20 protein-coding genes, 4 tRNA genes and 1 pseudogene are annotated in these 16,005 nt (G+C 61.7%); 22 read left to right on the top strand and 3 right to left on the bottom strand.

The window, feature by feature from the left end:
* Positions 1 to 40 precede the first annotated feature (40 nt).
* The 5 genes and pseudogenes from IV500_RS06230 to IV500_RS06205 all read left to right on the top strand — a co-directional run bounded on the left by IV500_RS06230 (position 41) and on the right by IV500_RS06205 (position 1,929).
* Positions 41 to 202: a DUF4236 domain-containing protein gene (locus IV500_RS06230; protein WP_196395961.1), complete on the top strand. Its 162-nt coding sequence runs from the start codon at positions 41 to 43 to the stop codon at positions 200 to 202.
* Positions 203 to 221: 19 nt separating this feature from the next.
* Positions 222 to 294: transfer RNA gene (locus IV500_RS06225), tRNA-Gly, on the top strand.
* A gap of 24 nt (positions 295 to 318) precedes the next feature.
* Positions 319 to 391, top strand: a tRNA-Arg gene (locus tag IV500_RS06220).
* A 245-nt stretch (positions 392 to 636) separates the two neighbouring features.
* Positions 637 to 723, top strand: a pseudogene (locus IV500_RS06215).
* Between the two features lie 528 nt (positions 724 to 1,251).
* Positions 1,252 to 1,929 carry a hypothetical protein gene (locus tag IV500_RS06205; protein ID WP_196395960.1) on the top strand — a complete coding sequence of 226 codons (678 nt, stop codon included), beginning with the start codon at positions 1,252 to 1,254 and terminating at the stop codon, positions 1,927 to 1,929.
* Positions 1,930 to 2,069: 140 nt separating this feature from the next.
* Here the strand turns inward: IV500_RS06205 and IV500_RS06200 are convergent, their stop codons facing one another.
* Positions 2,070 to 3,017, bottom strand: coding sequence for a hypothetical protein (locus IV500_RS06200; RefSeq protein WP_196395959.1), 948 nt, complete (start codon positions 3,015 to 3,017; stop codon positions 2,070 to 2,072).
* A gap of 193 nt (positions 3,018 to 3,210) precedes the next feature.
* Between IV500_RS06200 and IV500_RS06195 the strand changes: the two genes are divergently transcribed.
* The 7 genes from IV500_RS06195 to IV500_RS06165 all read left to right on the top strand — a co-directional run bounded on the left by IV500_RS06195 (position 3,211) and on the right by IV500_RS06165 (position 6,583).
* Positions 3,211 to 3,750 carry a hypothetical protein gene (locus tag IV500_RS06195; RefSeq protein WP_196395958.1) on the top strand — a complete coding sequence of 180 codons (540 nt, stop codon included), beginning with the start codon at positions 3,211 to 3,213 and terminating at the stop codon, positions 3,748 to 3,750.
* A gap of 67 nt (positions 3,751 to 3,817) precedes the next feature.
* The gene (locus IV500_RS06190) at positions 3,818 to 3,991 is read left to right on the top strand and encodes a hypothetical protein (protein WP_196395957.1); all 174 of its coding nucleotides are present in this window, start codon (positions 3,818 to 3,820) and stop codon (positions 3,989 to 3,991) included.
* A 28-nt stretch (positions 3,992 to 4,019) separates the two neighbouring features.
* Positions 4,020 to 4,090: transfer RNA gene (locus IV500_RS06185), tRNA-Cys, on the top strand.
* Positions 4,091 to 4,121: 31 nt separating this feature from the next.
* Positions 4,122 to 5,102: a thioredoxin-disulfide reductase gene (gene trxB, locus IV500_RS06180; protein ID WP_196395956.1), complete on the top strand. Its 981-nt coding sequence runs from the start codon at positions 4,122 to 4,124 to the stop codon at positions 5,100 to 5,102.
* 7 nt (positions 5,103 to 5,109) lie between these two features.
* A tRNA-Gln gene (locus tag IV500_RS06175) sits at positions 5,110 to 5,186 on the top strand.
* A 108-nt stretch (positions 5,187 to 5,294) separates the two neighbouring features.
* A complete protein-coding gene (locus IV500_RS06170; protein ID WP_196396004.1) occupies positions 5,295 to 5,753 on the top strand; it encodes an HNH endonuclease in 459 nt (152 codons plus the stop codon).
* Between the two features lie 74 nt (positions 5,754 to 5,827).
* The gene (locus IV500_RS06165; RefSeq protein WP_196395955.1) at positions 5,828 to 6,583 is read left to right on the top strand and encodes an SDR family NAD(P)-dependent oxidoreductase; all 756 of its coding nucleotides are present in this window, start codon (positions 5,828 to 5,830) and stop codon (positions 6,581 to 6,583) included.
* A gap of 2 nt (positions 6,584 to 6,585) precedes the next feature.
* Here the strand turns inward: IV500_RS06165 and IV500_RS06160 are convergent, their stop codons facing one another.
* Positions 6,586 to 7,521 carry a ribonuclease H family protein gene (locus IV500_RS06160; RefSeq protein ID WP_196395954.1) on the bottom strand — a complete coding sequence of 312 codons (936 nt, stop codon included), beginning with the start codon at positions 7,519 to 7,521 and terminating at the stop codon, positions 6,586 to 6,588.
* A 113-nt stretch (positions 7,522 to 7,634) separates the two neighbouring features.
* Between IV500_RS06160 and IV500_RS06155 the strand changes: the two genes are divergently transcribed.
* The 3 genes from IV500_RS06155 to IV500_RS06145 all read left to right on the top strand — a co-directional run bounded on the left by IV500_RS06155 (position 7,635) and on the right by IV500_RS06145 (position 9,741).
* Positions 7,635 to 8,300, top strand: coding sequence for a hypothetical protein (locus tag IV500_RS06155; RefSeq protein WP_230854572.1), 666 nt, complete (start codon positions 7,635 to 7,637; stop codon positions 8,298 to 8,300).
* 40 nt (positions 8,301 to 8,340) lie between these two features.
* Positions 8,341 to 8,598, top strand: coding sequence for a hypothetical protein (locus tag IV500_RS06150; protein ID WP_196395952.1), 258 nt, complete (start codon positions 8,341 to 8,343; stop codon positions 8,596 to 8,598).
* Between the two features lie 102 nt (positions 8,599 to 8,700).
* Positions 8,701 to 9,741 (top strand): ATP-grasp domain-containing protein, encoded by a 1,041-nt coding sequence (locus IV500_RS06145; protein WP_196395951.1) that lies wholly within the window; start codon positions 8,701 to 8,703, stop codon positions 9,739 to 9,741.
* 66 nt (positions 9,742 to 9,807) lie between these two features.
* Here the strand turns inward: IV500_RS06145 and IV500_RS06140 are convergent, their stop codons facing one another.
* Positions 9,808 to 9,951: a hypothetical protein gene (locus tag IV500_RS06140; RefSeq protein WP_196395950.1), complete on the bottom strand. Its 144-nt coding sequence runs from the start codon at positions 9,949 to 9,951 to the stop codon at positions 9,808 to 9,810.
* Between the two features lie 144 nt (positions 9,952 to 10,095).
* On the opposite strand from IV500_RS06140, the gene IV500_RS06135 reads away from it, so the two are divergent.
* The 7 genes from IV500_RS06135 (at position 10,096) to IV500_RS06105 (ending at position 15,999) form a co-directional block, all read left to right on the top strand.
* Positions 10,096 to 10,998: an ABC transporter ATP-binding protein gene (locus IV500_RS06135; RefSeq protein ID WP_196396003.1), complete on the top strand. Its 903-nt coding sequence runs from the start codon at positions 10,096 to 10,098 to the stop codon at positions 10,996 to 10,998.
* Complete coding sequence (locus IV500_RS06130; protein WP_196395949.1) at positions 10,998 to 12,215, top strand: ABC transporter permease; 1,218 nt, start codon at positions 10,998 to 11,000, stop codon at positions 12,213 to 12,215. Before IV500_RS06135 ends, IV500_RS06130 begins: the two co-directional genes overlap by 1 nt.
* Before the next feature lie 106 nt (positions 12,216 to 12,321).
* Positions 12,322 to 12,690 (top strand): hypothetical protein, encoded by a 369-nt coding sequence (locus IV500_RS06125; RefSeq protein ID WP_196395948.1) that lies wholly within the window; start codon positions 12,322 to 12,324, stop codon positions 12,688 to 12,690.
* A gap of 144 nt (positions 12,691 to 12,834) precedes the next feature.
* Entirely contained in the window at positions 12,835 to 13,677 is an 843-nt protein-coding gene (locus IV500_RS06120) for a hypothetical protein (protein ID WP_196395947.1), read from the top strand.
* A complete protein-coding gene (locus IV500_RS06115; protein ID WP_230854571.1) occupies positions 13,674 to 14,447 on the top strand; it encodes a hypothetical protein in 774 nt (257 codons plus the stop codon). Before IV500_RS06120 ends, IV500_RS06115 begins: the two co-directional genes overlap by 4 nt.
* On the top strand, positions 14,434 to 15,249 hold the full coding sequence (locus IV500_RS06110; protein ID WP_196395946.1) for a hypothetical protein: 816 nt from the start codon (positions 14,434 to 14,436) through the stop codon (positions 15,247 to 15,249). The genes IV500_RS06115 and IV500_RS06110 overlap by 14 nt, the downstream gene beginning before the upstream one ends.
* Positions 15,250 to 15,270: 21 nt before the next feature.
* Positions 15,271 to 15,999, top strand: a complete 729-nt coding sequence (locus IV500_RS06105; protein WP_196395945.1) for a hypothetical protein — start codon at positions 15,271 to 15,273, stop codon at positions 15,997 to 15,999.
* Positions 16,000 to 16,005 lie beyond the last annotated feature (6 nt).

The following is a 16,005-nucleotide window of genomic DNA, read 5'->3' as shown; positions in this document are numbered from 1 at the left end:
TGAAGTTCACCCAGACAGTCCAACTATCGAAGGAGACCCCGTGGGCCTCAGTTTCCGCAAGACCATGAAGCTCGGCAAGAAGACCCGGCTGAACGTTTCCAAGTCGGGCATCTCGGCGTCGCGCAAGGCCGGTCCCATCACTGTCAACTCCCGCGGCCGGGTCACCATTCGACTCGGAAAAGGGATCTCCTGGCGCCTGTAGCGGGCCCAGCAGTATCAATGCCGTCGAAGCCCCGAAGGTAGGGCGCCTGGCTTCCAACCAGGAGGTTGCGGGTTCGATCCCCGTCGCCGGCTCGGAGGCGCCTTGTGCGCCGTCACGCCTTCGTAGCTCAGCGGATAGAGCAGCGGATTTCTAATCCGCCGGTCGCGGGTTTGAATCCCGCCGATGGCACGGGCACCCAAATGCGCCGAAAGGCGTAGCTCAGTCGGTGGAACGGCGCGTGGGGAGACATTCTTTATCTGCCGTACACATGAGAGAAGTCAGGCCCGCCGAACACGGGCACGGCACGGGTGCTTCCGCCCGGCTGAACGCCCGCGTAGTGGGAGGTAGTTCGTGAACGAAGCAGCCAGTTGCCGAGCTGGGGATCAAAACGGTAAGCGGTGACCGGTTCTGTTCGGGGGCCGGAAACCGTGTACGGGGACCTAGCTCAGTGGTAGAGCGGGGGATAGGAGGGTGCCCTTCATCTATCCCCAAGGTCAGTGGTTCGAGTCCGCTGGTCCTCACGAGGCTGCTTCGGCGGCCTTATAAAGGGGGTGACAGGTTTCGACATTGTCTGATCATTCCGGAAAGAAGCGGGTAAGGAAGCGCACGGGAATCCTTTCAAAAATCCGGGCACCCAGAGATGCCAACGCAACTCGCAACGACTACGCCCTGGCCTCCTGACGGAGCCGGGACCCCATGCGTGGTCTGTCTCAAACCGCATCAGGCAAATGGTTTCGGCCGCGGTTTAGGCATCAGCAAAAAGGACACCCGAATGACGGCAGCGCTGCGGGCCGGCATTCGTATCAGCAGCTAGACCGGGACGGTCCGTTGTCCGCCATGGACTGTCCGGGTCGATAAGCACCAAGGCGGACTACACCCGTAGAAGAGTTCGGAATCAGACAGTGGACCCGGTTTCAATACCGGCACCTCCACATGTGCAATCGATAGGAGAGCTCCCCTGCGCACCCGGCCGGGGAGCTCTTCTCCGCCCTCCGCACACATGGTTTCCGAAAGGCCTCGACGGCAGGCTGCAGAGCAGGAGGACGACCATGGGTTTCAGGATTAACAAGGCGATCGGCTGGGCAATGCCATGCGCGGAGGACCCGATCGACAGGGAAGGCGAGGCCGCTAAGTATCTCCTCGTGGATCACGCCGCGTGGCTTCTGGCCAAAGCGAAGACAACGGAGGATGAGGATTTGAGCACTGAGCTTGAATTCTGCGGCTCTACTCTGAACGGGCGCGACGACGCCACCCTGGGAGACTGCGTCATCTGGACCGAAAGCCTCAACGGCGGGACGCTGATCGTGCTGCCGGCAGAGTCCGCGGACTCATGGTACCGGCAGGACGACGATATGGATTTTTCCTTCGCCAAAGACGAGACCAGTTCGATCGAGTACACCGGATGGGGATTCCACCCTTACGGCGGCTTGTGGATGGACGCTCTCGGCGGTCAACGTCTCAACCAGCACGCCACCACGATCATGCGCGTCCACCAGCGCGGAAACCCCACAGACGACGACACTCATCAGCTCGACCGGCTTGCCCAGATCGTCAGTCCTGAGGGGACTCCAGCCCTCAGGCCGTACCTGACCTTCGCTGAAGCTGTGGACCACATTGTCCCGCTCGTGCCCGACGATGTCCGTTGGGTGGCCGAGCATCTGGGGCTGTTCGAAACGCCCAGTGACATCTTGAAGCTTCGCCCTGCACGCGCCACCTGGTGGGAATGACGCGGGGAACGCCGTCCGCGCCACGGCACAAATAGAGGCTAAGACGCCTCTTCCCCCGGCCCAAGACCCTGTCCGAAAAGAGCACCATCGGGAACGCCTGGTGGTGGCGCGATGAGGTCACCGGGTCGTTGCCGGGCCAGTTACCCCAATTGAAGGGCCGGGGTGGGAACCAGCCCATATTTGTTATTGCTCGACCTTGACAGCAACTGCAGACAGCTGGCTGCCATCAGAAGGAGCATGGTCAAGATGATAGGGGACGTCCAAGACACCCAGGGTTCGCCGGCGATGAAGAAATCGAAAAAGAAGTGGGCGAGGATAAGCGGCCAGACGGACCGGTATACCAGATAGACGGTCAGATTGATTGCCGTCCAAAGTGCGGCGCTTCGGACCGCGTTTGCCCCCTGGTAAGAGTGAAGGACGCTACGTGGATAAATGTAGGCAAAACCGACCGCGGCGGCAATGACCGCGGGCGCAAAGGCGCTGATGCGTCCAGCCTCACCGGATGCCTGTTCTGAACGAAGTTGACGCGTCAGACTGAACCCGGCTATCACCGCTCCGATTGGAACAGCGACCAGCAGGAACTCCTCGATGAAGGCTGCGTAGGAGGCCCTTACGAAGCGATCGAGAACTGTCTGCCGAGCCCATACTTGGGCGACGTTTCCCGTCACGCCGCTGGTCCCGGGTGAGGGCCACAGGGCTACAAGCAACTGGGCGCCAACCATGCCGGCCAGAGTCCAGGCAAATGCGGCAAAGAACCCTGCCATCCCCCATCGGGTAACACGTTGGCCAAAATAGGGCCCGTACCCGACAAGTGAGAGCATCAGCATAAACAGGAAGACAATTTTCAGAACAGACTGCTCAGGGGCTGTACCGGCTGAGAAATTGGCCGTATTCGTCGCCTCAGAGGCAACACCCGAACCTGCGTTGAATAGAGCTGCCCCGACTTCAAGCAGGCTGAGGAGCAGAGCAGACCCGATAATAATGGCAGCCAACATCGTGCGGATAAAGGGAAGCTGCTCAGTTAGCCCTGCTCCAGCCCGATCGAATTGTCGCTTAAACCACGTGTTTGAACGGGTGTTGTCCATCATGGCGTCTGCCTCCTGGCCCGGCGGTCCGCCCGGTGTGAAGACTGTACTACCGCAGGCCGCACGAATAGAAGTCGCCAGGGGTGCAGAACATTTTTGGCCAGGTGCGTCTCGTGTGGGAAGACATCCCCTGCCCTCCGCACACATGAGTAGTACCGGAAGCCTCCGGTCTTCGCATCCGAGAGGAACTCAAAAAATGTCCATCACTTTCAGCACCGAGCCCAGCCCGATTACCGGCTTCGCCTTCACCTGCGGTCACGACAACGGCAGAACGGAGCACCGCTTCGGTTCCTATGAGGACGCCCGAGTGTTCCTGCAGGGTGAGCTGGACGCGCACGGCTACACCGGCGGCCTCGCTGTCTGCGGCGATGTGGACTGCTGCTCCTTTGGCCTGATGCACATCGAGGCCATCGAGTCGGACCCCGCCCCGGACCTGAACGTCACCAACGTCAACGCCCGGCACCTGCTGGAGCTTCTCGGGCTTGACTCCGAGTCCGACGAGGGCGGCTGCCTCAGCGGTTCCGTATCCGCCGAGGACTTCCTTGGGCGGGTTCTGCTGGCCCAGGCGGTCAGCCCGTCAGATGCCGGGATCCCCGCGCGCCAGGAGACGGGACTGGGCGGTGTGACCATCGTCCATATGGGCCGGCCGGTCGGATATTCAGAGGACAGGCTTGCCGCGCTGCGGGAGCTGGCAGACTTCGCCATCAATCGCCGCCGCACCATCCAGTGGTGCTAAGCGGCCGTCGCTGGCGCCGCCGCATAGGGATAGCCAGATAACACCGGCACCACCGATGAGGAACCCTATGTCACCGCAACATCCTGTTGACCACAAGCTGAAAAGCTTCGTCAGTACCCGACTGCTGTTCACCCGTATGGATGACAAAGCTGCCACCGACGCCCTGGAATTCCTGGGCACTGTAGATCCCGAAGACGCTGCGGCGCCCGTTAAGGAGTCGGCAGAACTGGTCAGCGTCTAACAGCACCCCGCCGCCCTCGGGCGGCTCTGGCGCCGTGGGAGAGCGGCCATCCACCAGCCTGCAAAGCTGCTCACACGGGTTCGAGTCCCGTCGGCGCCTCAAGCACCAACACCATCAGAAAGAGAACTTCGTGAGCACCCCAATTCCCGCCGACACCGTCCGCGACGTCATCATCGTAGGCTCCGGTCCCGCCGGCTACACGGCAGGTATCTACACCGGACGGGCCAACCTGAAGCCTCTGATCATTGCGGGAATGATGGAACCTGGCGGGGAGCTCATGAAGACCACTGAGGTCGAAAACTATCCTGGTTTCCCGGAAGGTATCGACGGACCGGACCTGATGGCTAACTTCGAAGCCCAGGCCGAACGTTTCGGCGCTGAAATCCTCTTTGAGGACGCGACAGCGCTCGAATTGGAGGGGCCCATCAAGAAGGTCACCACCACTGACGGGGACGTCCATTACGCACGGTCGGTCATCATCTCCACTGGATCCGCCCACCGCAAGCTTGGCCTGCCCAACGAGGACGCCCTCTCCGGCCATGGCGTGTCGTATTGCGCCACGTGCGACGGATCGTTCTTCCAAGACCTGGAGGTCGCAGTCGTCGGTGGAGGAGACTCCGCCGCCGAAGAGGCCCTGTTCCTGACCAAGTTCGCCACAGTAGTCCACCTCATCGTCCGCGGGGACCAGCTGCGGGCCTCCAAAATCATGGCCGACAGGGTCCTCGCCCACCCGAAAATCTCCGTCGAGTTCAACACTGCGGTCACTGGCATCCTCGGCGAAGACAAAGTCATCGGGCTCATCCTCCAATCCGGGGACCGGGAGCACCCCTACACGGTGCCCGTTGAGGGGCTGTTCATCGCGATCGGCAACGACCCGCGCACCGCTTTGGTGCAGGGACAGCTGGACCTGGACAGCTTCAGTGGCTGCATCTGGGTCAACGGCCGCACCTCACAGACCTCGGAACGAGGGGTGTTCGCCGCCGGTGACGTCATCGACGCACGGTACCGCCAGGCCATCACCGCAGCCGCGTCAGGCTGCGCCGCAGCCCAGGACGTGGAGAATTACCTCGCACATACCGCTCCGGCCGTGCTGGAGGCGGCCACAGCCTAACAGCCGATCCTCGTTGGTGTAACTGGCAGCACACCGGTCTTTGGAACCGGACGGTCGTAGGTTCGAATCCTCGGCGAGGAACCACCCGAAACCCTTTCGCGTTCGCTTGGATTCCCGATCAATTCCCGCCCTCACCTACGGGGGCAGATATGCCAGTCAGGAACCGCGAACACAGGAAGGGGAGCAGATGTGATGGACAGTGTTCTGGTACTCAACGCAGGGTACGAACCGATGCACCGGGTCTCCTTGAAGCATGCTATCGGGATGGTCCACCGCGGGGTGGCCGAAATCCTCAAAGACGACGGCGACCTGTTCGGCCCCTTCGCGCGACCTGTGGTTTTGCGTCTGATCCGCTACGTGAAGATGACGTGGCAGACGCGTCCGAGCTGCAGTAAGGAGGCGGTGAAGCGCCGTGATGGCCGGTGCGCCTACTGCACGAAAGGCAGGGCCGAGACGGTCGACCATGTGATCCCGCAGTCCAGGGGAGGTCTGAACACATGGCTGAACCTGGTGGGTTGCTGCTTTGTGTGCAACCAGCGCAAGGCTGACCGGACCCCGGCAGAGGCCGGCATGAAACTGCTCCTGACGCCGTACGCCCCCAAGGAACGGTCGCTGTACCTGCCTGACTTCGATTACGCCCTCCTGACATAAGTAGTGCCCCGAAATCAGGGGCTCTACCGTGCGGCCGCTTTGCGCTCACTTTCTGCGTCATGGAGGATGATCCGATGACCATTGCACTTATCACCGGCGCGTCCTCAGGACTGGGCGCCGAATTCGCCCGGCAGCTCGCCGCGCGCGGCTACGACCTTGTCCTGGTCGCACGGGACACGGCCCGTCTGGAACAGCGCGCCACCGAGATCACCGCAGCCTACGGGGTGAAGGTGGAGATCCTGACCGCCGATCTGCTCACCGATGAAGGGACCGCCGCGGTTACTGCACGCCTGGGCGCCGAGCAGAACCCGGTGACAGTGCTGGTCAACAATGCCGGTTTCGGGCTCAAAGGATGGTTCACGGATAACACGTTGGAGGACGAGCGGGCTCAGCTGCGGATTCTCGTCCAGGTGCCGATGGAACTTTCTTATGCAGCGATCTCGGCTATGCAGCGGCGGGGGAGCGGCAGGATCATCAACGTGGCAAGCACCGCCGGGTTCACCACACGGGGGACGTATTCGGCAGCGAAGGCTTGGGTCATTAACTTCTCCCGCTGGGCGAACACGCATTACGGTCCGCGGAACATCCCGGTGACCGCCGTGTGCCCAGGCTTCGTCCGCACCGAATTCCACGGCCGGATGGGCGCCGACACGACCGGAATCAGTAACTGGATGTGGCTTGACGCCGAACGGGTCGTTCGCGAAGGGCTGGGCGACGCGTTCGCCGGCAAAGCCGTGTCGATTCCGTCCAAACGCTACAAGGTTCTCTCAGCGATCACCGCGAACCTCCCTGACGCGCTGGCGACCAGGCTTTCGGCCCGGGGCCGGTAAACCTAGGCGGCGACCAGTTCATCCCTCAGGTCCCGGAACATCCGTGCACCCGTTGCGGAGGTGACCTTGAACTCGCGGTTGCGGCGTGCCAGAACAGCCAGCCGGTCAGCAGCTTCATTTCCCTCATTGCCCTGGTGCCCTTTCACCCAGCAGAACCGGATAGGGACGTGGGCGCTCTCCTGGAGGATTCGTTTGGCAAGTTTTATCTGATCCGTGGTGAAGGATGAGGGTTGACGGCCAGCACCGAGGATGCTCAGCAGCCGCAGGGCAGCGCGGGAGTCGGATTCGATGACGACGGTGCCCTGCCCTGTTACGGGGACCGGGTATTGGCTGATGAGTGCCTGCACGGCACAACGGATTGCCAGCAGCTCGCCGGTCAGGATGTCACCGCACCGTGGGACGTCCGCGGTTTTCTGGCCGCAGGAAAGCACGGTGCCGTCCTTGGTTGCGATGACCCAGCCGAGTCCCGCAACCTGACCGCCGTTGGCGATGGACGCATCAGTGCTGACCACCAGGCTCCGCGCGTCCGGGTTGAGCCGAATCACCGTGGATACGGGCATCTCTTCGAGGGCTTTGACCACGGCGGAGCGGTGGGCGCAGATGGCGGTCGTTTCGGACAAAAGGACGTTCGGCACGAAGTCCAACATGCCGGCGATCGCTTTGCGCACCAGAATGTTGGAGACGTCAAGGACAACGTATTGCCGTTCGGCGGCTACTTCCAGGATGGCGGAAAAGGCGGCCAGGACTGCTTCGGTCCGGATGGAACTGTACGACATTTGAGGCTGGACGTCGCCGGTGCGAATACTCAGGCTGCCGTCATCCTCCAAGACACCGATAGCCCACTGACCGGCCTGTTCGAGGACCCGGATATGAAGGATGATGTCGGTGGGTTCCCCGACCGGTGGGCGCTGTACGACCGGGTGATCTGTAGTGGACATGGGAGGCTCTTCCGGGTCGATGATGCGGCGCGTTGCCGCTCACCGCTCATGTGTGCGGCAAACGCTTGTCAGGTACCCGCGAAGGCCAGAGCCGTCTACGCATGTTCCCTGGTATGGACCTGACCCGTGACCTCCGGATGCTTGAAACATCCTTTAGCCGGAACTTTTACAACGGCGACACCCTCGATGCCATCCGTCAGTCCAAGTCGGACGGGTACTTCCTCCTGACAGCACCGCACGCGACAAACAGATGGTCTGAGGAGCGCAGGAAGTTCGCGGACCAGTACACGGGGGCGATGGTGCAGCTGCTTGGTGCAACAGCCGGCCAAAGCTGGCTGACCAGTGACGGAATCAGCTCGGCATGGACGTACTGGGATGAGCGCAGCGACCCGTTCAAACTCGCTCTGGATGACATGCTTGACGAAGGCCGGTACCTGATCAATGTGGTCGGGGTCGGTGCCCGCTATGGGGTGGACATTTACGTCGGCATCGGCAACGACCCCCGCGAGGAGGAGCTCGAGATGGCTGAACTGATCGAGGATACGTTCGGGGACTTCAACGTCGTCACCGGGGGCCAGTTCAACGCAGTCGGCCCCAAGTCGGTCCGGACGTACGCACGGTCCACCGGCAGTGGCGCCATCCAGCTGGAACTGGCGCCGAGGATGCGGGATGCTGTTGAGCATCCGGACACGGCAGGGGAATTCGTACTCCGTTTCGGGGAGTTGCTCACCACGCGCTCCGCCCGGTGCATGGCACGTGAAGAAACGGTCCTCGCCTGATCTTTTCCATCCGTTCAGAGCCAACGGCCCCCGCCACATTGTGAAATTCGGTTCATCAATAGCACTTTTCGTCTTCAGCGCCATTCTTTGCTTCGCCATTGATCCGGCGCTCTCGCCGAACTTTAACTTCGCGATGGTCGGCTACACCCTCATGGGGGCCTGCGCCGTCGGGCTCATCGCCGCCCTGGCCATCAACGCCCCGCGGCGGACCCGCCGCGTCACTGAAACATGGTCCGTGGTTGACCCAGCCACAGGGGAGCGGATCGTCCGCAATGAGAGCCGAGACTCGGCCCTCTGACACCGGCCGCGGAAGCGTAAAGGAGCCCCCTTTTTCATTGGAAGAGGGGTTCTTATGTTTCCGCACACATGATGGACAGGAAAGTGCACCCGAAGGAGATAAATGTCCTGGCTCGTCAGCATCATCAACCACCCCACACCTGCGCCCCGCGATGCCGCGCCTGCGTTGCGGGCCCGTAAGGATCAGCTTCTCGCGCTCTGGTCGCGTCACGTCCCGGCCACCGACAAGGACGGGCAAGGCGACTATGAGCTCTTTTTCGAGCAGGCGGTCCGGCTGGAGGCAGCCCTTGATACGTTCGGGCCCGAGAACGTCTGGCTCGTCATGGCCACTGACCGCGACGCTGCCGTGAACGCCGGTACCGGTGAACGCCGCCCCGCCTCCGAGGTGGATCACCTGCTCCGCTACGGGGTCCAGGCCAGCAAACACCACCAGGACGTCGATATGGAGCAGGCCAGGCTCTCCGGCAACTACTACCGCTATGAGGCTTTCCTGTCCCGGACCGGCCGCCGCTTGGCGCTATGCGGGCTCGATACCGGCGATTCGGCAGCTGTCGAGGTCGGCGACGTCCTGGCCAGCTGGGCCGCAGATGGCATCCGCCGCGCGTTCCTGAAGGCCACCCGGATCAAATACGCAGCCTTCCCCGTGGACCTGCCGGAGGACTTCCGACCCGAGGACGCCGGCAAGGCCATCTTCGATGAGCTGGGCTACGGCGCGATGAACCTGGAAGGGGAGCGGGAGAACCTGATCGCCCAGGAATTCGTGCCGATGGAGTTCGAATATCGGGTCTTCGTCGTCGGCAACACCGTGGTCACCGCAGCAGGGTGCGTCGAGGAATTCACGCCGTTGGATAACGACGGCCACCGATTCGACAATAAGCTGCGCCGCCACCGCCAGGCCAAGTCCCCGGTCGAGGCGGAACCTCAGACCGTCGGCCTCCTCATCAACTTCGCCCGTGACGCCGTGGATGCCCTGGCCTTGGAGGTCCCGGAGTTGACCGATTACGTCATTGACGTCGCTATTGGAGCGGACGGTGAACCGTTGATCGTGGAGTTGAATAGCCTGCTCAACAGCGGGCTGTATGCCAGCCAGCAATGCCGTGTTACCGCAGCAATGGCAGTACGGAAACGTGATCTGGTGCGCTGAATAGCATGCCGTTTATTAGGCTGGGCCAGCAGAATTAGTGCCTGTTGACTTAGCTTCCGTCTACGCTCAGCGTTCCACGAGGATCTGCTGCGGTGCCCAGCCTTCGGGAATCTTCGCCTGAAGAGCCTCGCGGGCGTCCTCGTAGTTGTTCCCTTCAGCACGGATGTCTTTCTTTTCGACGGGCCTGATGACACCGGCAACTTTTATCATCCGTCCATCGTAGGCCAGTACCGGGGCAGGTTTGCGGGCCGCGCCGCACACATGAGCTGAAGACCTGCAACATCGGCAATCGAAAGCAGCACTGTGACCATCACTCCGCAGCACGGACCGGCCATCAGCGTGTCCGGTTTCCGGATGAATTTCGGCAACCGCACTGTCATCGAGGACCTCACCTTTGACGTGCAGCGAGGAGAAACGTTCGGTTTTCTGGGCAGTAACGGCTCCGGCAAAACCACCACGCTACGTGCCCTGCTAGGGATTTACCGGGCCACCTCCGGGACGCTCCACGTCGACGGGAAACCTTTCACCCCGGAGAACGGCGGCAAACTCGGTTACCTTCCTGAGGAACGCGGCCTGTACAAGAAGGAACCCGTCCTGGACGTCATGGTCTATTTCGGCCAGTTGAAAGGACTGTCCCGGCAGGCAGCGCGCGTCTGGTCCCTGGCGTACCTTGAACGGGTGGAGCTTGCCGACAAGTCAGGAACGCGGCTGGACAGACTCTCCGGCGGCCAACAGCAGAAAATCCAGCTGGGCGTCACGATCATGAGCGACCCAGAACTGCTGATCCTTGACGAACCAACCAAAGGGTTCGACCCGGTGAACCGCCGACTCCTCATGGACATCATTGATGAGCAGAAAGCCGGCGGGGCGACCATCGTCATGGTCACGCACCAGATGGAGGAAGTGGAACGGCTTTGCGACCGGGTCCTGCTTTTGAAAGACGGTAAAGCGGAGGCGTACGGCACGGTCAGCGAGGTGCAGGCCAGGTACGGGACCCGAACGGCAACAGTCGTCTTCACCGGCACCCTCCCGGAGGACCCGTCCTATGCGGTGCTGCAGTTCCGGCACGGGGACGCACGCAGCGAGTCCGGCGCTGACCTTGCGCTCACTGAGGATGCCGACGGCGCAGAACTGCTCCGCCACTTGATCGGTCGTGGACTGCAGGTCAGCTCTTTCACCACGTCCCGGACCTCTTTGGAGGACATATTCCTGCGCATCTATGGCGCCGGCAGCCAAACATTGGAAGGAGCCCTCTAATGGCTCACCACAACCTTCACACCGTCGTCAGGTTTGAGTTCCTGCGGACCCTGAAGAAGAAAAGCTTCTGGGTGAGCACCCTGATCGTGCCGGTCGTGGTCGGTATTGTCTTCGGCCTAGTCTCCTTCAGTGGCAACAGCGCCAGCAAGTCCGTCTCCGCCCAGGAAAACGCCGCCGTCACGTTTTCCTACCTGGATGAGTCGGGTTTGATTTCTGACAAGCTCGGCCAAGACTCCGGCGGGACACCCGTGACCGATCGACAGGTCGCCATTGACGCCGTCCGCGCCGGCGCCTCCGAGGCGTTCATTTACGTTCCCCAGTCCCCGGCCCGCACGGCCATTCAGGTCTATGGGAAAGACCTGGGGCTGTTTGAGAGCGCCAAGTACAGCGCCGTGGCCACGAGGATGATCGCCGTCGCCGTCAAAGACAAGGTCAACTCCCCGGAGCTCACCGCGCTGGCCGCAGGGAAAGTCTCGTTCACGCAGACCATGTTCAAGGACGGTAAAGTATCCGGCGGTATCTTCGCAGTAATTCCGCCGCTACTGTTCCTGGGATTGTTCTATCTTGTGATCTTGTTCCTGGGCAACCAGATTCTCAATAGCACTGTGGAGGAAAAGGAGAACCGGGTCACCGAAATGATCCTGACAACCCTGAACCCTACGACACTGATTATCGGGAAGATTCTGGCGATCCTGGCCACTGGCGCGGTACAGATGCTCACCGTTGGTGTACCGGCCGCCGTCGGTTTTGTCCTCCTCCGCGGCCACGCCGGAATCCCGGACATCTCCTTGGCCGCACTGGTCCCGGAACCCTCAGCCATGATCGTCGGAGCCCTGCTGCTGACCGGCGGTTTCATCTTGTTCTCCGCTGCACTGGTCGCCATCGGTTCGGTAATGCCGACAGCCAAAGACGCGAACGGCATGTTCGGCACCATCGTCATCATGATGTTTGTGCCCTTGTACGCTGTGCCGTTGATCCTCAGCGACCCCGGCTCCCGGGTCGTTCAGATCTTCACGTATTTCCCGTTCTCCGCCCCGGTGACCGCCATGCTGCGCAACGGGCTCGGATCCCTCAGCGGGATCGAAGCAACCATCGTCATTACCGAACTGTTCATCCTCGGCGCCGCAGCCATCGCGGTGGCCGTGAAACTGTTCCGGCACGGCAGCATCCAATACACCTCAAAGGTCCGGCTCCGCACCGCCCTTTCCCGGCGGTGATGCCTAAGCCCCGGCCCGCCGCACACATTGAAGCCAGATAATAACCGCGCCACATAATTTCATCTGCCGCCGGCGTCCAGCCGGGGCACTACATTGGGGGTTTCATATGAGCGACAACAGTTCCAGGTCCGACCGCTTTTTGTGGCAACAGCAGCGTCTGCGGGAAGAATCCGACCGGAAACATGCCGCACAAATCCAGAGTGAACGGCAGTCCTTTTACAGCCACAGGGACGCAGCGGCACCCCGGCGCCCCCGGAAAAGCAATGAGCAGATCTCTGCTGACGTGGACTATGCGCTCTCACTGATGCCTGTTCTCTGGATCGTGTTCAAATGGTTCCTGGCCTACATGCTCTGGCACATGCTGATGTCGGTGGCCGGAGGCCTGTTCAGCGCCCCGGGAATCTTCGTGACGGTCGTTTTCATCGGCCTGACTATCTGGAAGCAGGTCCGCCGCCGCAGGAAACGCCGCGGCTAAACCCGTGTCCGTGGCGTGGGTTCAACGGCGCACGCACTCACCAGTGAGACTAAGCCAACGACCAGGACCACCGTGATCACAGCGGGGCAGATAAATTTCTGCCCCGCTGTGCACTTTTCAGCCGTCGCCGCACACATATAGTGCATGACAGAGAACGCATCACGACAGCCCAAAGGCATCCCCGTTGGCGGCCAGTTCGCCGCCACAGAACACGCCGAAACCGCGATCAGCCTTATCCCGCGCCGCCCCGAACTGGAGGGCTGGCCCGAATCCATGCCCGAACCCGAGGTGTCCTTCTACGTCGGGGATGACAACGTGCTGACAACCAACGTGAGCGTCAACGGTGAACCGGCTTTCGAGGTCTGGAACCCGGGGGACGACGTACACTCCACTGAAACGTCCTCTTTCCTTCTGGACGGGGTCGATGAAGAGACATCAGGTATCGCTGAAAACTGGGCGAAAGAAAAGCATCAGCAGATAGCTGACGCCGTCAGGGCAGAGCAGCACGCAGCCGTGGAACGGTCCCGCGCCAGCATTCTCGCAGCCGCGACCGGCCGGGCCCCACAGCTCAGCGATGATGAGCTCGGCCACTTGCTCGGCATCAACCAGAAAGCGGCCTACAACAGCCGGCGCGACGGGGAATACGCTGCCACGGCCATCATCGCCCGAGGGGTCCTCAAAGACCACCCGGAGGCCAGCCATATCGAACTCGCCATCGACTCCGCCGACAACGGTGACTACGTTTCCGGCGCCACCGTCTACAACGAACACCATGAAGCCATCGGTTCCTATGGCTCCGATTCCGACTTCCTTGGCGACGACGGGGATAACCCGGGAGCCAGCATCGTAGAATATTTCAGCAGCCTGGACAGCGAACCGGAAAGCGCCTGGTGGGCTGAATACAACCTGCCGCACAGCACTTCCGACGACCGGTACACGATCGACCTTCGCCAGGCAGCTGCCTGGACCCCCGGAGGAGAGAAGTGAGCGCCCGTCAGCCAAAAGGCATCCCCGCCGGCGGCCAGTTCGCCCACACCCCCCACGGCCACCCGGCAGTCGGGCTCCGCGGCGACCTGCACGTCGACAAGGAAGCGGCCACTTATTTCGTCGACCAGGTCGAATCAATCCAGCATGAAGGTCTCAAAGGGGCCCTGTCCGCCTATGACGGGAAGCTGAAGTTTACCTCCAATGACGGCCGGGCGTTCGAGATCCATCAGGACGGCCACACTGACGAGGACGGCAACCCTGCCTGGGCCATCGACAACCACGACTGCGAAGACCCGTCCGCGGCAACCTACGGCCTGCGCTACGAATCCACGACCGAGAATCTTGGTGAAGATTTGGCCTCGGCCGTGGCCGACGCGGACGCCATCGATGCTTTCACCTTGAACGCGGGCAGCAGCCGGTACGACTTCCGCAGCTACGACATCATGGACGGTGAACAGGCCATGTCCGGTGCTTGCTTCGGGGACATCGACGAAGCTGTGGACCTGGATGTCATGTTCAACCACGACACCGGGACCCTCAGCATTGAACGCAATGGTGAACCGCTCACCGGTGCTGACGCTGACGAAGCTGTCCGGGACCTGGTCGACTCCGTTGACGACGAAGGGCCCGAAGGTTCACCCACCGGGCGCCTGGCCTGGCACATGGAGCGGTCCTTTCGGATCGCCGCAGCCAAGGACGACAGCCCTGCCTGGACCCACAAATACCGCACCGCAGGACTTACCTGGGAGGACCGCAATGACTACCGTTAGCCGCCAGCCCGAAGGCATACCTAGCGGTGGGCAGTTCGCTGCCACCACTCACTCCGAGCCGGCCGTGACCCTGGGCTTACCGGCACCCACGAGCACGGATGGAGTCCCCACAGATCACCAGGCTGCCAAGGACCAGTTTGAGGCCCGTGCACAGAGCGCCTGGGCCACGATGGTGCAGGAAGCTCACCCTGAAGCGGCCTACGCTTTCGCGAAAGTGAACTATGCCCGCAGCAATTCCAGCGCCAGAGACGTCGTCATCTACGACGGGCAGGGTGAAGACGTCCCGGTTAACCGCGAAGAGAGCAGCGCGTTCACCGACAGCTTCGACCCGTTCTGGAACATCGACCAGCACGCCACACCTGAAACTGACGCAATCTTCGTCAAGGACAGTGGTGTATTCAGCCTCGCCTCCATCCACGACCGCTGGAATGAGGTCAGTTCCTCCCCGGAGCCGTCCAATGATCCGTTCTCACATCTGACCGGCATGGACAAGGCCCGAGCCCAGGTCGGCTACGCACAGCAGATCAACGCTGAAGCTGTCAGCGCATACGTCGGTGACCTGTCTGCGAAACTGCTCGCCATCAACCCGGAGTTCGGCAGGCTCTATGTGAACCGCACAACCGACGTCGAACAGGGCACCACCTTCACGCTGGACCGGGTCGAAGACATCCACGGAAATGTCGGGGACGTAGATGTGACCGGGCTTGCGGACGAAGCCTTCCAAGACAATTATCTGGACCCGCACGTCGACTACGACGAAGGCTCCGACGAGCTCTACATCAACCTTGACCCCAACAACTGACCACCACCCGAAAGCAGAAAAATGAGCATCTCTCCCTGCCGTCAGCCTGAGGGCATTCCCACCGGCGGCCAGTTCGCCCCCGACACGCGCGCCGAACCTACTGTGTCACTCACCCCGGCTGCGTCTCTGCCTCCCATTAACGCCACCGTCGTCCTGCAGAAACTGGTCGGTGACACTGACGAGAACGTTGGAGAAGTCACTTTTGACGCCCGCCGCGTCCTGGCCGCCATGACCGCGGCGGAGCGTGATGCCCTGAGCGACAGCAGCTATGAGGCAGATGAAGTCTTCCACGCAGGAGCACGCCTGGGCCTCGTTCCTGACCATGATGGCCCGTTCGAGGTCTACGTTCGGGACGCTATGGACGCGGCTGTCGAAAAAGACCCGGAAGTGTTCGAGAAGATCGCTGCGCTACCGGATAACCGTCCCGCCGACGCCGTCCTGCATACCCCGCTGAGCCCTTATGAGATCGGTGCCCGCGTCAATGAGGATGGCTGGGTCTCCGGACTGGCGACGATGGATATGTTCGACCTGGTCACTAACGATCTTGAAGGCTACAACGACAAGATCGGCAACGATCTGGTCGGCTCTGAACTGCTTATGCAACAGGAGGCCACCCCCGTTGCTGTCCTTGAAGGCGGGACCCTGCTCATGCGTTTGGAAGGCGACGTTTCGGCCATCATTGACTGCTTCGACGAAGACGAGCTGGCAGACTACGAGGCCGGCCGCGCCGAGGCCGCCTCCGCGCTCTAACTGCGC

It is taken from the genome of Arthrobacter terrae, assembly GCF_015708085.1.
Taxonomy (GTDB): domain Bacteria; phylum Actinomycetota; class Actinomycetes; order Actinomycetales; family Micrococcaceae; genus Arthrobacter_M; species Arthrobacter_M terrae.
The sequence above is the reverse complement of the archived record's forward strand: the minus strand, read 5'-3'. Positions and strand labels throughout refer to the sequence as shown.